Source organism: Peptacetobacter sp. AB845 (assembly GCF_047528295.1).
GTDB lineage: Bacteria > Bacillota > Clostridia > Peptostreptococcales > Peptostreptococcaceae > Peptacetobacter.
The window spans coordinates 1,188,365-1,204,118 of record NZ_CP180001.1; the positions used below are offsets into that span (position 1 = coordinate 1,188,365).

Annotated in this window: 16 protein-coding genes, 1 riboswitch and 1 other annotated feature; of the genes, 11 read left to right on the forward strand and 5 right to left on the reverse strand. The window is 29.7% G+C overall.

All coding sequences use genetic code 11. The annotated features are described in order from the left end of the window. Positions 1-120: 120 nt before the first annotated feature. Positions 121-321, reverse strand: coding sequence for a helix-turn-helix transcriptional regulator (locus tag ACK2WO_RS05560; RefSeq protein WP_006440023.1), 201 nt, complete (start codon positions 319-321; stop codon positions 121-123). A 314-nt stretch (positions 322-635) separates the two neighbouring features. Between ACK2WO_RS05560 and ACK2WO_RS05565 the strand changes: the two genes are divergently transcribed. Beyond that, positions 636-1,271 (forward strand): HAD family hydrolase, encoded by a 636-nt coding sequence (locus ACK2WO_RS05565; protein ID WP_414698669.1) that lies wholly within the window; start codon positions 636-638, stop codon positions 1,269-1,271. 300 nt (positions 1,272-1,571) lie between these two features. On the opposite strand, the gene ACK2WO_RS05570 is transcribed toward ACK2WO_RS05565, so the two are convergent. Continuing rightward, positions 1,572-2,402 carry a histidinol-phosphatase HisJ family protein gene (locus ACK2WO_RS05570; protein ID WP_414698670.1) on the reverse strand — a complete coding sequence of 277 codons (831 nt, stop codon included), beginning with the start codon at positions 2,400-2,402 and terminating at the stop codon, positions 1,572-1,574. A gap of 418 nt (positions 2,403-2,820) precedes the next feature. Here ACK2WO_RS05570 and ACK2WO_RS05575 point away from each other — a divergent pair, with 418 nt between their 5' ends. Further along, complete coding sequence (locus ACK2WO_RS05575; RefSeq protein ID WP_414698671.1) at positions 2,821-3,540, forward strand: response regulator transcription factor; 720 nt, start codon at positions 2,821-2,823, stop codon at positions 3,538-3,540. After that, positions 3,515-5,914 carry a histidine kinase dimerization/phospho-acceptor domain-containing protein gene (locus ACK2WO_RS05580; RefSeq protein WP_414698672.1) on the forward strand — a complete coding sequence of 800 codons (2,400 nt, stop codon included), beginning with the start codon at positions 3,515-3,517 and terminating at the stop codon, positions 5,912-5,914. Before ACK2WO_RS05575 ends, ACK2WO_RS05580 begins: the two co-directional genes overlap by 26 nt. Before the next feature lie 150 nt (positions 5,915-6,064). Here the strand turns inward: ACK2WO_RS05580 and ACK2WO_RS05585 are convergent, their stop codons facing one another. Continuing rightward, on the reverse strand, positions 6,065-6,280 hold the full coding sequence (locus ACK2WO_RS05585) for a heavy-metal-associated domain-containing protein (RefSeq protein WP_414698673.1): 216 nt from the start codon (positions 6,278-6,280) through the stop codon (positions 6,065-6,067). 151 nt (positions 6,281-6,431) lie between these two features. Next, positions 6,432-6,576, forward strand: a riboswitch (FMN riboswitch). A 226-nt stretch (positions 6,577-6,802) separates the two neighbouring features. Between ACK2WO_RS05585 and ACK2WO_RS05590 the strand changes: the two genes are divergently transcribed. Further along, the gene (locus ACK2WO_RS05590) at positions 6,803-7,453 is read left to right on the forward strand and encodes an ECF transporter S component (protein WP_414698674.1); all 651 of its coding nucleotides are present in this window, start codon (positions 6,803-6,805) and stop codon (positions 7,451-7,453) included. A gap of 764 nt (positions 7,454-8,217) precedes the next feature. Here the strand turns inward: ACK2WO_RS05590 and ACK2WO_RS05595 are convergent. Beyond that, complete coding sequence (locus tag ACK2WO_RS05595; protein ID WP_414698675.1) at positions 8,218-8,544, reverse strand: putative heavy metal-binding protein; 327 nt, start codon at positions 8,542-8,544, stop codon at positions 8,218-8,220. 184 nt (positions 8,545-8,728) lie between these two features. Next, positions 8,729-8,937, forward strand: a binding site (T-box leader). Positions 8,938-8,991: 54 nt separating this feature from the next. Between ACK2WO_RS05595 and ACK2WO_RS05600 the strand changes: the two genes are divergently transcribed. From ACK2WO_RS05600 to pyrR, 7 genes are all read left to right on the forward strand, one after another. Next, a complete protein-coding gene (locus tag ACK2WO_RS05600; protein WP_006440033.1) occupies positions 8,992-9,690 on the forward strand; it encodes a 5'-methylthioadenosine/adenosylhomocysteine nucleosidase in 699 nt (232 codons plus the stop codon). Between the two features lie 147 nt (positions 9,691-9,837). Beyond that, a complete protein-coding gene (gene trpS / locus ACK2WO_RS05605; RefSeq protein ID WP_414698676.1) occupies positions 9,838-10,839 on the forward strand; it encodes a tryptophan--tRNA ligase in 1,002 nt (333 codons plus the stop codon). A 228-nt stretch (positions 10,840-11,067) separates the two neighbouring features. Continuing rightward, positions 11,068-11,493 (forward strand): hypothetical protein, encoded by a 426-nt coding sequence (locus tag ACK2WO_RS05610; RefSeq protein ID WP_414698677.1) that lies wholly within the window; start codon positions 11,068-11,070, stop codon positions 11,491-11,493. Positions 11,494-11,517: 24 nt separating this feature from the next. After that, positions 11,518-12,405 (forward strand): hypothetical protein, encoded by an 888-nt coding sequence (locus tag ACK2WO_RS05615; RefSeq protein ID WP_414698678.1) that lies wholly within the window; start codon positions 11,518-11,520, stop codon positions 12,403-12,405. A 404-nt stretch (positions 12,406-12,809) separates the two neighbouring features. Further along, the gene (lspA, locus tag ACK2WO_RS05620; RefSeq protein ID WP_414698679.1) at positions 12,810-13,262 is read left to right on the forward strand and encodes a signal peptidase II; all 453 of its coding nucleotides are present in this window, start codon (positions 12,810-12,812) and stop codon (positions 13,260-13,262) included. Positions 13,263-13,293: 31 nt separating this feature from the next. After that, positions 13,294-14,253 (forward strand): RluA family pseudouridine synthase, encoded by a 960-nt coding sequence (locus ACK2WO_RS05625; RefSeq protein ID WP_414698680.1) that lies wholly within the window; start codon positions 13,294-13,296, stop codon positions 14,251-14,253. Between the two features lie 67 nt (positions 14,254-14,320). Continuing rightward, positions 14,321-14,854, forward strand: coding sequence for a bifunctional pyr operon transcriptional regulator/uracil phosphoribosyltransferase PyrR (gene pyrR, locus ACK2WO_RS05630; protein ID WP_414698681.1), 534 nt, complete (start codon positions 14,321-14,323; stop codon positions 14,852-14,854). A gap of 578 nt (positions 14,855-15,432) precedes the next feature. Here pyrR and rpmB read toward each other — a convergent pair. Then, positions 15,433-15,621, reverse strand: coding sequence for a 50S ribosomal protein L28 (gene rpmB / locus ACK2WO_RS05635; protein WP_006440038.1), 189 nt, complete (start codon positions 15,619-15,621; stop codon positions 15,433-15,435). Positions 15,622-15,754: the final 133 nt, after the last annotated feature.

Consider the following 15,754-nt stretch of genomic DNA (forward strand, 5'->3'; position numbering starts at 1 on the left):
ATGTTGTTTTATATCTTTTTATATGTTTCGTATTTTTTATATCTTTGTATAGATTACAAAACGATTTTTAATCCCAAAATTTTATTTATTATCTCAAAATTTTGTTTATTATCCCAAAATTTATTCATTATCCCAGAATAATTCGTCCAATGTTTTTCCGAGAACTTTGCAAATTTGGATGCATAAATTTATGGTAGGATTGTAATCTCCTTTTTCTATAGCACTTATTGTCTGTCTAGTTACACCGACTTTTTCTGCTAAGTCCTTTTGTGTCATATCTAATGCAGCTCTGGCTGATTTTATTTTTAAATTTTTAGGCATTTGCTCACCTCGTTTCTATCCTATCTTTGATTTTAATATAATATATATAATACAAAAAGTCAAATATATTTTACTTTTATATAAATAAATATTACCTTTAGATATATGATATTTGTAAAAATATATAAAAAATATTTAAAAAAATAGAGTAGGATAAGGGAAATTTAAATTATTAAGTAAATGATATGTAAATAATATTTGTAATATGTATATACAAAATAAGTACAAAATATATTCAAAACAGTTTAAAAATGATATAATTAAGGAAATAGATTTTGAAAATTTAAATTAATATTAAAAAAGTGAGGGAAATTATGAACAGACCAGACTCTATAATTTTTGACTTAGACGGAACAATGTGGGACACAAGAGATGATGTCGCAGAAATATGGAATGAAGTTTTTGTAAAATATGGATTTGAAGCTAGTTTAACTGGTGAAATTGTTGCAAGTTATATGGGACTTCCTTACAATGAAGCAATGGAGCAGATGTTAGGACATATACCTGAAGAAATTAGGATAAAAATGATGGATGAGTGTGCAAGTGTAGAAACTCAGAAAATAGATGAAAGAAATGGTGGGAAAATATTCCCTAATGTAAAGGAAACTCTTGATGAGCTTGTTAAAGACTACAGATTATTTATAGTAAGTAACTGCCAGAAGGGGTATATTGAAGCATTTTTAAGAATAAACAGACTTGAAGAATATTTTGAGGACACTGAAAATGCTGAGAATACAGGTCTTCAGAAGGGCGAAAATAATAAATTAGTGATAGAAAGAAATAATTTGAAAAATCCTGTTTATGTTGGTGATACAAAAGGTGATGCGAGAAGTGCTGAATTTGTTAGAATACCATTTGTATATGCTGAATATGGATTTGATACAGTAGAGAAGTATGATGCAAAAATAGCTGATTTCTCTGAGTTATTAAAACTAGATATGTTTAACTAAGTAATAATGGCGATAATTTCTAAAAAAACTCCTTTAAAAGCTAGCCATCATTACTGAATTCCTCTCCAGGCGATCAAGTCGCATTGTCGAGTTCATTTCAGTAATAATGCCAAGCAAAAGGAGTTTTTTTATAGAAAATTATCGTCATTTATTTTAGTTAAATACATCTGATGTTTGTAATATCAGAGAAGTCAGCTATTTTTGCATTTGAAGTATAATAAATGAAGTTTGTAAAATTTTTTGATTTGTAGTTAAAATAATTTACGTTTATAGTTAAAATAATTTACAAATAAATTTAAATTATAATTCGTGGAATATAGGTTTCATTTTTTCAAATGTGCAGAATTTTTTAAAGCCTATATCTCTAAGCTCCTGCTTTAATTCTTCTATATGAGAATTACAAAGGTCTTTTTTAGAGTGTGAATCACTTCCAATAGTTAAAATTTCTCCACCTAATTCTAAGTATAGTTTTAAAATATCTCTTGAAGGCATTAGGTTGTCTAGTTTGTATTTTATAGAAGAAGTGTTTAGCTCAATTCCTTTTCCGTCGGCAATTATGTATTTTAAAATTTTAGTTATAATCTCTTTATTTTCTACAAATGGATTGTAACCGTCTTTTTCGTCATATCTTTTTAATAAATCTAAATGTCCTAAGACAGAGTAGTTATGGTAATTTTGAACAAGATAGTATAAATTTTCAAAGTATAGTCTATAATATTCCTCTTCAGTCTTAGCATCTTGAAATGAGTAATTCCAAAGCTCTTTGTCGTCTATTTCATGAACAGACATTATTATAAAATCAAAAGGATATTTTTTAAATAATTCCTCATATTTTAGAATAGTATGTTTCTGAATTCCAAATTCAAGCCCATTTTTTATACTTATATCATCTTTGTATAAATCTCTAACTCTATCTAATTCAGAAAAATATTTTTCAAAATCGACATTTAAAACCTTACCTTCTACTTCTTCTGGATTTAAATCTTTTAAATCGTACTTAACCCCATAATCTACATGGTCTGTAAAACAAATTTCTTTAATTCCAAGAGAAATAGCGTCTTTTACACATTCCTCCATTGGATATTCTGAATCGTCGCTAAATATTGTATGAGTGTGGTAATCGCAAAACATAGAAAGTCCTCCCTTTTTATTAGTTTTCTAATTTTAATTATATCATTGCAAAAGTTAAAATCAATCAAGATAAAAACTAATGAAGTAAAATTAAATTTAACAACTAGATAATGATAAAAATCAATTCAATAAACTTAACTCAAAAAACTAAACTTGACTTAATTCAAAAAACTAAACCTGATATATAGAAACTCTTAAGAAATTCTTTAAAAATATACAAAGTCTATCTTTAAAATTATTCAATACAATATAATTAACAAAAGAGAGAAAGGAAGTTTGGGAGATGGAAAGGAAAAAATTTAAAAAGCCATTATCTATTTATATCAATAAAAATTATAGTAATAATAAAATTTCATCTAAAAGCTACATACTGTTGTATAATTAAAGAGTACAAATTATACGACAAAGGAGAAATATTATGAACGCATATAACATATTAGTAGTTGAAGATGAAAAAGAAATAGCAGAGGCTGTTGAAATATACTTATTAAATCAGGGATACAATGTTTTTAAAGCTTTCAACGGAATGGAAGGTCTTAAAGTTTTAGAAAATGAAGAGATTCATTTAGCAATAGTGGATATAATGATGCCTGTAATGGACGGGATAACATTCACTATGAAAGCTAGAGAAAATCACAATTTCCCGATAATAATGCTTTCAGCAAAATCTGAAGAAGTAGACAAGATAATGGGACTAAACATAGGGGCAGACGATTACGTTACAAAACCTTTCAAACCTCTTGAACTTTTGGCTAGAGTAAATTCTCAGCTAAGAAGATACACAAAATATATGAACATTCAAAAATCAAACTCAACAGAAGTTGAAGCTGTGAATGAGAACATATATACAATAGGAGGGCTTGAGTTAAATGACGATACAAAAGAGGTTTCTGTTGACGGAAATCCAGTAAGACTGACTCCAATAGAATTTAAGATTTTAGGATTACTTATAAAAAATCCTGGCAGAGTATTTCCAGCAGAAGAAATTTACGAAAGAGTTTGGAATGAGGCTGCGATAAACACAGATACTGTAATGGTACATGTAAGAAATATAAGAGAAAAAATAGAATTGGATCCGAAAAATCCAAGATACTTAAAGGTGGTGTGGGGAGTTGGATACAAAATTGAAAAAATCTAAAGACGATAAATCAAAGAAAATAGTAGCCAATTTAGTCGTATTAGTTATTTTGTTTGCAAGTGCGTTTGGTGTTATGAGCACATACAGAAAAATGACGGATAATTTAAAAATAGAAGACCAAATTTTAAATACTGAAAATGCAGCTGGTTATTTTTTAGATCAGATATATCCAATGTACTGGAAATTGAAGAGTAGTGAGGGGAATGTAGATAAACCTTCAGATTTATTTTTAACAGAAGAAAATATTAAAAGTGCCTTTGGAAACATAGACATAGACTTAGGTACACCAGAAGAATTAACAGATGAAATGAATGACGATGGAGATGTAATACTAAAAAAAGAAGATATAATAGAGGACTTTAATGAAGCGTTTGGAAATGATATGGAGTATTCGGAAATAGCTTTAAATGCAGCCAATAAACCTATCAAGTATAATGTTTATGACAAAACGAACAAAAAGGACATTGGAAATGAAAAAAATGAATTAGATCTTATCAGAAAAATGGCATTAAGTCAGTTAAATGAAGAAGGTAGTGCTAAAACAGAAGAAATATTGGACAAATATTTATTCTACATGGTTTTAGATTTTGATAAAGACGGAAACTACAGCTTCAAAACTTTACACGGAATAGATATAAATAAATGCGAAAGTGCTATGTTAGGAACAACTTCAGACTGGAAGGTAAGAAGTCAAAATTTACACAATAATAGCGGTGGAGGTCCTTTAAGTTATAAATTACCTCCTATAAAAGACGCGACTTTTACAATAGGGCTAACAAAAAGAGATGCATTCACTATATTATCTAATCCATATAATTCAAGCAGATATAATTACAATGGAATTTATTATCTTCTTTCAGGGGATAAGATGCATACATTAAATCAGATAGCAATGGTAGCTATTATAATAATGTGCGTATATGCTTTATTAGGATTTGTTTTACCTAATAGCATAAGAAATGATGTATTTGCAATGAGCAGTGTGATAAAAGTTCCGATAGAAGTGATAGTGATACTTGTATTTTTAATATCTTCGGCGTTTGCAACTGTGATAAATCCAATACAGGTTATAGATGTTAGTACATCAGATTCATTGGCGAATATACTTATGCAAATGGTTCCTATATCAGCAACTACAGCTTCGTGGGGAGTAGTGATAGGTAATTTAGGATATTGGATGATATTATTTGCACTATGCTTAATGGGTGGTATATATCTAAGAGATATGATTGCTAAGGGTGATAGAAAAGTAATATTCAATTCTTGTATAACAGTTAGAGTTGTAAAATGGATGATTTCAAAGGTTAAAAAGTTCTTTAGCTGGATGAATAATCTAGATTTAAAAGATGGATATGAAAAATTCATATTAGCAGCATTAGGAGTAAACTTCCTAGCGATAACAATTTGTTCTTCAATTTGGGGATTTGGTATAATCACAGGAGCAATATATTCAGTAATACTTTACATTTTAATAAAGAAAAAATTTGGCAAAGTATTAGAAGACTACAACAAACTAGAAACAATAACTGAAGATATAGCAAATGGCGATTTTGGATCAGTGCCAGAAGAAGATTTAGGAGTATTCAATCCTATAAAAGAAAACCTAGAAAATATAGAAAAAGGATTTAGTGCAGCGGTTAGTGAAGAAGTTAAGAGCCAGAAGATGAAAACTGAGCTTATAACTAATGTTTCACACGATTTAAAAACTCCACTTACTTCAATAATCACTTATGTAGACCTTCTTAAAAAAGAGGGAATAACAGAAGAAGAAAGACAGAAATATCTTGATACTATAGATAAAAAATCAAATAGATTAAAATTTCTTATTGAAGACTTATTTGAAGTAAGTAAGGCCACAAGTGGAAATGTTAAAATGAATCCTATGAAGGTAGATGTTGTATCTTTAATCAAACAGACTTTAGTAGAACTTGAGGACAAATTGAATGCAACTCATTTAGAAGTTAAGGGGAATTTCCCAGAAGAAAAGGTGATACTAGAATTAGATAGTATGAGAACTTTCCGCATATTCTCTAATTTAATATCTAATATCTCAAAATACTCAATGCCATACACTAGAGTATACATAAATGTTAAGAGAGATGCAGAAAATACAGAGATAGAGTTTAAGAATATTTCAGCAGAGGAATTAAACTGCGATGTTGAAAATCTAACAGAAAGATTTGTTAGAGGAGATAAATCAAGAAATACTGAGGGAAGTGGGCTTGGACTTGCAATAGCTAAGAGCTTCACAGAGCTTCAGGACGGTAAGATGAAGGTAAGTTCAGATGGAGATTTATTCAAAGTAGTGCTTACATTTAAGAATCAGAGAAATCTAAAAAAAGAGGAAGCTTCATCAGGAGCAGAAAATAAATAATATTTAGCATCGGAAAAATATAAAAAAGATAGAAAAATAAAAAATGTAAGGAAAAAATAAAATATAAGAAAAAATGAAAAAAGAGCTTTATCTTGTATGGAGATAAAAGCTCTTTTTTATGATTATATTTAATTGGTGAACAAGTTTATATTATGCTAAAACACATTCTATAGGTTCAAATCCTTCTTCATCTATAGCATTCATTAAAGTTTCGTCAGCTATTGATTCTTCAACATCAACAGTTGCACTTTTATCTTCTAAACTAACTTCTAATACATCTACACCGTCTATAGCAGAAAGTGCTTCAGTTATTCTATTTACACAATGCTGGCATCCCATGCCATCTATTTTTATTATTTTTTTCATAATACTTCCTCCTAAAAATTTAAAAGTAATATACCTTGTAGGGGTATTATTTCTACAATTTGATTATATGTTTATTGGTTATTAAAGTCAATATAGTATTGATTTTATTTTTTAATTGTGATAATTTAATAATAGACAACTGAATTAGTTAAGATGTCTTCAGGGCAGGGTGAGATTCCCGACCGGCGGTATAGTCCGCGAGCGTTTTTTTAAAACGCAGGAATTGGCAAAAGTTCAATTCAGGATTTGGTGAAATTCCAAAACCGACAGTATAGTCTGGATGAGAGAAGATGTGTTAATAATTATCTATTTTAAATTTGATTTTGTAGAATTTAAATCGTGTATAAATTTTAAGAGTAAATTTAATGATTGAATAATTAAAAAGAATTATAAAAATTAATCTAGAGTAAAGTTTAGATTTAATGAAAAATCAAATTAATTTTTTATAGAGAGTTACAACACCTGAAAGGCACTTAGTCTATCAGGTGTTTTTTATTTTAAATTTTTAGGAGTGATGAAGAAATGATGGAAAGCAAGACAAAAACAATGACAAGGGTGGCAATGCTCAGTGCACTAGCATTTGCAGCAGTATTATTTATAAGAATACCTATGGTATTATTCTTAGAATATGATCCAAAGAACGTAATTATAACAATAGGTGGATTTATTTGGGGACCATTTATGTCATTAATGGTAGCTGTAGTAACAGCATTTATAGAATTTTTAACTATAAGTGAAGATGGAATAATAGGACTTATAATGAATATAATTTCTATATGTGCGTTTTCTTGTACAGCAGCTTTTATATACAAAAAAGATAGAACTTTAAGAGGCTCAATAATAGGTTTAGTATCAGGAACAGTACTTCTTACAGTTATTATGATGTTATGGAACTACTTAGTAACACCGATATATATGGGAATTCCAAGAGCAGAGGTTGTAAAACTTTTAGTCCCTGCAATAATGCCTTTCAACTTAATAAAAGGTGGAATAGATTCAGCGATAATTTTACTTATCTATAAACCGATAGTGTCTGCACTTAGAAGAACAGTTTTAAAATCAGAAGCTAAAGATGCACCTAAAATGATAGTTCATCCTGGTGTAATGGCTGTAGCGGTACTTGTAATAGTAACATGTGTGATGCTAGTACTAGCAATGAAAGGAATAATATAATATAGCAAAGAAGAGGGTATAGCAAAAACACTACAGGCTTCGACGCCATGCCCATATATGTAACACATTTATATGTTGCATGGCGTCTGTAGATTGTCGTATTTTTTTGCTATATCCCTCTTCTTTTATATAATAAATTATTCCACCGAAAAATTTATGAAGAATGTAAATAGTTTACTTTAATTCATTCTTGACACTACGCAAAGTACTGATATAAAATATTGCAACATCCATCACATGAACATCTACTCAAAATTAAATTTGGAAAAGAGTGTGAGTGGAAAAGTTAGTAAAAGGATTGTATATAATTATAAGGAATGATACTAATATTTATTTTGATAATATATTTTTTATAAACTTATAAATTTATATTTTAGGTATGTAATATGTAAGAATATTATTCAAAATGTACTGGCTGCAATTATTTTGCAAATGATGTATTTTTTATATTATCTGTTATGAATTTACTAACTTATAAATGGTGTATTAAATCAAAATTTGGCAAAACTTATTGATAATATGTAGCAGATGAGTTATATAGACAAAACTCTTTCGACAATCTGCAGACGCGTATTTTAATGAGAATAAAACCTGTTTTTTGCTTACGCGTCGAAGCCTGGAGAAGAGTTTGTCTATATCTCATATGCTTCGCATAGTAGCAAAGGGTGCCAAATTTTGATTTATTCACTTTAATAGCTAGTAAATTTATAGTAGATAATATAAAAATGGGCTGCTGCAAAATATTGCAACAGCCCATTTCTCAATTATATTCTTTCTATTACTACTGCTGTCCCAGATACTGTTACCATTAGCATTCCATTGTCAGCACCTAGTACTTCATAGTCTGTGTCAACTCCAACAACTGCATTTGCACCTCTTGCAGCTGCTCTTCCTTCTAATTCTTCAAGAGCTTTTTCTCTGGCATTTTTTAATTCGTCTTCGTAAGAATTTGATCTTCCACCGAATATATTAGATAATCCAGCTGCAAAGTCTTTGAAGAAGTTAACCCCTGAAACAACTTCTCCGTAAGTTATTCCTTTATATTCAACTATTCTGTATTCTTCTACTGATGGTGTTGTAGTTATTATCATAATCTTGTCCCCCTTTAATAGGTAAAATTTATTTTGATTTTAACCAATTTATATGAATTTTGGTTTATTTATATATTCTATAGAGAGTCTAAAATTCCTTTAGAAAATTGTAGAAAATTTAAAGCTATTTTCTTGACAGAAAAAAAGATTGCTTGTATGATAAAAATATAGAAAATTTTAAATTATAAATCCTGAGACTGGAGAGAGTAGTCGAGTTGAGTTTGATACAGAGAGTTGCAAGTTGCTGAGATTGCAGCATAAATAGATTCGGTGAATGGGTCCACGAGGAGATAGGTGAATTATAGTAGCCGAACCGTCGCTGCACGTTACGCAGAAGAGAGATACACGATAAGTGTATAATTTAGGTGGTACCGCGGTAATATCGTCCTAGTGTTTTTTGACACGAGGGCGTTTTTTTATTGGAAAAATTAATTTTAGGAGGATATTATGAACAAGATAGGAATAATAGGTGCAATGGAAGAAGAAGTAGCATTACTTCTTGAAAAAATAGAATTAGAAGAAAAAGTAGAAAAAGCAGGACTTGAATTTTATGTTGGTAAATTAAGAGGAAAAGATGTAGTAGTTGTTAAATGTGGAGTTGGGAAAGTAAACTCTGCTATGTGTACTCAGATATTAATAAGTGAATTTGGTGCAGAAGCTCTTGTTAATATAGGTGTTGCAGGTGCGTTAAACGACGAATTAGACGTAAATGATATAGTAATATCAACAGATGCAATAGAATACGATATGGACGCATCAGCATTTGGGGATCCAAAAGGAACTATACCAAGAATGGATTGCTCAGAATTTAAAGCTGATGAAAGATTAATAAATGCAGCTTTTGATGCAGCAGTTAAAGAAAATAAAGGACATAATGTTATGAAAGGTAGAATAGCTACTGGAGATTTATTCGTTGCAGATATGGAAACTAAAAACGAATTAGTAAACGACTTCGGTGGATTCTGCTGTGAAATGGAAGGAGCTGCAATGGCTCACGTTTGTTATTTAAACAAAACTCCATACGTTATAATAAGAGCTATGTCTGATAAAGCTGACGGAAGTGCAGATGTTACTTTTGAAGAATTCTCTAAAAAAGCAGCAGTTACTTCAGCTAATATAGTTATGGATATGCTTGAAATGATATAGTTTTAAGAAATAACATAGCTTAAAGAAATAACATAGTTTTAATATTTGAAAATAATAGCGAGATTTTGAGATTAAAATTTATAAAAACATAAATCCAAAATATAAAACTAATATAACTATAAGTTTAAAATAGAAAGAGGGATTACGATGAGCGAAAAAAAGGTAATATTTAGTGGTGCTCAGCCATCAGGAAAAATGACATTAGGTAACTACCTAGGAGCGATAAAAAACTGGATAAAACTTCAGGACGAATACGAATGTTTCTTTAGCGTTGTCGATTTACACGCTATAACAGTTCCTCAGGAGCCAAAAGTTCTTAGAGAAAACGCTAAAAAATTATTAGCTCAGTATATAGCTTGTGGACTAGATCCAGAAAAAAATACTATATTTATACAGTCACACGTTAAAGAACATCTTGAATTAATGTGGGTATTAAATACAATGACATACATGGGTGAGTTAAACAGAATGACTCAGTTCAAAGATAAAGCGCGGAAATCTGAAGCTAACTTAAATGCAGGTCTATTCACTTATCCGGTATTAATGGCTGCTGATATACTTCTTTATCAGACAGATTTAGTACCTGTTGGGGATGACCAGAAACAGCACCTTGAATTAGCAAGAGATTTAGCAAATAGATTCAACAATAGATATTCAGATACATTCAAAATACCAGAAGGATACTACCCAAAAGAAGCTGCAAGAGTAATGAGCTTACAGGATCCTACTAAAAAAATGAGTAAATCTGATGAAAATGTAAATGGATTTATACTTCTTGAAGATGACCCAGATACAATAAGAAGAAAAATTAAAAAATGTGTAACTGACTCTGAAGGTGTTGTAAGATATTCACCAGAACAGCCAGGTATAAAAAATCTTCTTGATATATACTCAGCTTTATCAGGAAAATCAATAGATGAGATAGTTAAAATGTATGAAGGTAAAGGATATGGAGATTTTAAGGCAGATACTGCTGAAGTTATAATAAGCGTATTAGAGCCTATGAGACAGAAATATTTAGCTCTTTTAGAAGATAAGGAATATCTTGAAAAAATATACTGTGAAGGAGCTAGAAAAGCTGAAGCAAAAGCTAGAAAAACTCTTAGAAAAGTATACAAAAAAGTTGGTTTCTTAGAAAGAAAATATTAATAAGCTTGTAAATTTAATATTTTAATGTTGAAAAATAGGACTTGTTTTCGATTAAAAATTTTCAATCGAATCAAGTCCTTATTTTTGTATAAAAAATATAATATCTAATATATTTCTTAATTAAAGTTTATAATAGATTGAAAATAAAAATAAAAGAATATATAATTTTAATTAATATAATAAATACAAATTTGTATGGGAGTGATTTATTTGAGGAGATTCAAATTTTTGAGAGTTTTTGCGACTACTTTAATAGTATTCATTTTATTGGGGGTTATCGTAAAGGGAGGATGTACGTTAGCAGCTGACTATGTTAAAGACTCTAAATACGACGGTGTAGAGATAAATAATCTTTTGATGAATTTTTATGGAGAAGACGATAATTGGAATCCTATATGGGAAGGTAGGCTAGAGGGAATATCTTTAAAATCTGAGCTATATTATGGACCTTTTGTATCTATAACTATAGCAGGTGGAATATTTGCAGACCCATATGTAGAAAGTGTTAGGATAGATGGAGAAGTGCTAAGTGAGGAAAGTAAAAACGCATTTTTAGATAATTTGGTAAATCTTTATGCAAATAAGGTAGGGCATTATTTTAATACTCAGGACAGTATAGATTATGAAATGTATAGACCTTATTACTATAAATAAAAATAATTTTAAGGAGGTACCAAGTTGAAAAGAAGAACAGAAGAGAGATTAAAGACTATTTTATATGTATTTGTAAGTGTTGCAATTATATTTTTTGCATTTAATAAATTCTGTACATATAAAGTAAAGAATTTTGTATATAGAGGAATAAGCATAGAGGATATGCTAAATGATTTATATGGAAAAGATTTTGGTATATGGAAGACAGGGCTAGATGGAATGCGAGTAGTTACAAATTATAAAACAAAGGATAATAGGATAAATCTTAAATTTGTTGGTGGATTTGTAGATGGTGTTGAGTTTGGAGATATGAAAGTAAACGGAATGGATTTAGATGGAGAGAAGAAGACTAGCTATATCAATGGAATGAATGAAGAATATAGGAAGAAACATAATATGCCTTATGGTAGTACTTTGACATCGACATCAGAAATATATTTGGGTGATCAAGATAGCAATCAAAATTCAGACAAACAAGAATATAAATACAATAAATCTAGAAAACCTATCAAAGAAACATCTAAACATGCAGAAAATGGAACCTTTGAAAATAATTCGAAAGGATATTATAAAGTGAATAAAAACTTACCAAGTGGGGCTCTATCATTTTTAGATGAATATGTAGAAAGGTTAAAAAATAGCTCTTTCCCAAATACTGAATATAGATTTGCTGATGTTTATCAGTATGAAGGTGAGTTTAGCATGGGTGAAGAATTTGAAAATGGATATTATGTTTATATAAGTACTAATGATAGAATGGGAAATTATACATTTAAAATATTCTGTGATGCTTATGATTATACTTATTATGTAGAATCTGTAAAGGATAAAGATAATGGAAAGACATATGATACTGTAAGAGCGATAAATATTTATTTAGATGATGTTATAAATAGATACGAAAATTATTAAAATATTGTTAAAAGCAACTCAAAATATATCGTAAATTTTGCTAGATATATTCTAGTTGCTTTTATTTTTATTTAAAAATTTTACAGTGCGTTTTCTATAAGATATAAAATTGCATAAAAAAAATGAGCCATCGAAGCTCATCAAAAGGGTAAGGTTATTCCTACTTTTGGGGAAAGTAGAACTAAAGATTAACAGTATATATTTTTTAAGTTAATCTGTTATTTTCAAGTTACAAATAGAGTATACACTTTAATACAAATAATGTCAACAAATTATCAAGAAAATGTTACAAAAAAATCAATATTAAAAATTAAAAAGAAATAATAAGTAAACTACTGTTATGATATAATAAAATAGGTATAATTATGTATGAAAGTAAAAAATCTAAAAATAGGGGTGGTTTTTTGATATATGAAGTAATAATAGCCATTTTGATAGGTATAGATCAAGCTATAAAGTACGCTGTTTTAAATTTACTTAAAGCTAAGGGAAGTGTACCTGTGATAGATGGTGTATTTCATCTAACTTATGTAGAAAATAGAGGAGCAGCATTTGGAATGCTTCAAAATAACCAAATTATATTTGTAATAATTGCAGGGCTTGCAACAGTTATTGGACTTTATTGGCTACATAAAAACAAAGAAAAAATAAACATAATAGGAAAAGCATCTGTTATAATGATTGTTTCTGGGGCAATAGGAAATTTAATAGATAGACTTAGACTGGGATTTGTTGTAGATTATTTTGATTTTAGAATAATTTGGCAATATGTTTTTAATTTTGCCGATATACTCGTAGTTTGTGGAACAATATTACTTTGTTTCTATATATGGAAGTATTCGGATATGAAGGAGTAAATTAAAAACCTGCGAGTTAATAGGAGGTACAATGGTAGATAATATAAAGAAAGAAAATTTATCTGATGACAACTGCGAAGAAATAAGAGAGTTTTTAGTAGAGGAAGACGAAGAAGGAGATAGATTAGATGTTTATCTTTCAGACCAATTCGTCGATATGTCTAGGAGTTATATACAAAAGATAATAAAAGATAAAAAGGTAACTGTAAATGGAAAAGTTGAGAAGGCTAAGTATTTGGTAAAAGAAGAAGATAAAGTGGTTATAGAGATTCCAAAGCCAAAGATTTTGGAGGTTGTGCCACAGGATATTCCTATAGAGATTGTTTATGAGGATGATGATATTATAATAGTAAACAAACCTCAGGGAATGGTTGTACATCCAGCACCTGGAAATTACGAGGGGACTTTAGTAAATGCTATTTTATACCACTGTAAAGGCAATCTTTCTTCTATAAATGGAGTAATTAGACCTGGTATAGTTCATAGAATAGACAAAGATACATCTGGAATACTTATGATAGCTAAGAACAATAACGCACACAATTGCTTAGCTGAACAGTTAAAGGATCACTCTATAACAAGGGAGTATGAATTTATCTGTCATGGTGTATTTAAGGAGGACAACGTTACAGTTGATAGACCTATAGGAAGAAATCCTAAGGATAGATTAAAGATGGCAATAGTTCCAAATGGGAAAAGAGCGGTAACTCATTTTGAGGTGATTGAGAGATTTAACGGATATACTCATGTCAGAGCAAGACTTGAGACAGGAAGAACTCATCAGATAAGAGTTCATGCGATGTCCATAAATCATCCTCTTGTTGGAGACCCAGTGTATGGGCCTAAAAATTCAAAAATAAAATTGAATGGTCAGGCACTTCACGCTAAAAAATTAGGATTTATACATCCAACGACAAAGGAATATGTCGAATTTGATTCAGAGCTTCCAGATTATTTCCAGAAGCTTCTAGAAAAGTTGAGAAAATACTAGAAAATATCTATAATTAATATTAGGAATATATTATTAAGTAAATATTTTTCAGAATGGAGAGTTTGTTATGATAGAAAAGGCTCAATTAATGGATGAAAAAGCTATGGCAAGGGCTATAACTAGAATAAGTCACGAGATAATAGAAAAAAATAAAGGTATAGAGGACCTTGTACTTGTTGGAGTAAAAACTAGGGGGATTCCGCTAGCTAAAAGAGTACAGCTAAAAATAGAAGAAATAGAAGGTACATCTCTACCAGTTGGTGAAATAGACATCAGTAGATATAGAGACGATATAAGCGAAAGAAGAGTAGAAGGAACTCTACACGATGAAAATACTTCATTTGATATAGATAAAAAGACTGTAGTACTTATAGATGATGTCCTTTATACAGGAAGAACTGTAAGAGCTGCATTAGACTATATTATAGATAATGGTAGACCTAAGGCTATACAGTTGGCTGTGCTTGTGGATAGAGGACATAGAGAATTGCCAATAAGAGCAGACTATGTAGGAAAAAATGTACCTACATCTAAAAATGAATTTATATCTGTAAAACTATCAGAAATAGACGGAGAAGATTCAGTAACAATAAATGAATAAAAAATGTAGCTGTTGCAATAATTTGCAACAGCTATTTTTTTTATCTAATCTACTATAAATTTCTTTCTTGATAAAAGTGTGGCTAAATCAAAATTTAATGTTACAAAATTTACTCGCAGTATTAAATATTATAGACAAAACTTCTCTCCAGGCTTCGAACTTTGCCTTTTTCAAGCAAAGCTTTCAAAATGATGCAAAGTTCTGCAGATTGTCGAGCGCGTTTTTGTCTATAATCTTCAATACTGAAATATAATTATTATCATACAAATTTTAATTTAGACGACTTCATATAAGGGAGTAAATTTATAACAGTTTAAACAAAAAATAACTTATTGCAAAATTATTGCTAACAGATTTTTGAGTGAAAGGAATATGTGAAAAAATAATGTGAAAGAGAGGTGAAATGTGCCAAATCCAGCGACAATCTGCAGGTCGTAGCAACATTGAAATTTCAATGAAAACTACGACCGAAGCCTGGAGCAGAGATGGGGTATTTAGCCTACCTTTCTTGAGTATTAAATCAAATAAAAAAAGGTCTACCTTTTGGTAGACCTTTGATCTCACGAACAAAATTTTAATTAAGCTCTTTCAACTTTTCCAGAACGTAGGCATCTTGTACAAACTTTAACTCTTTTTGGAGTTCCGTTCTCTACAACTCTAACAGTTCTTAAGTTTGCAGACCAAGTTCTTTTGTTGTGTTTATTTGAGTGTGATACTGTGTTTCCTGAATGTTTACCTTTACCACATACGCTACATACTCTTGACATTACCGTGCACCTCCTTAAAAAATAAATAACTATTTAAAGACTAAAAACATATTTATAATATCATAAACAACAAAGTTTTGCAAGAAAAAAATATATTTCTTTTGAAGATATTGAAGAATATCTATTTATCATA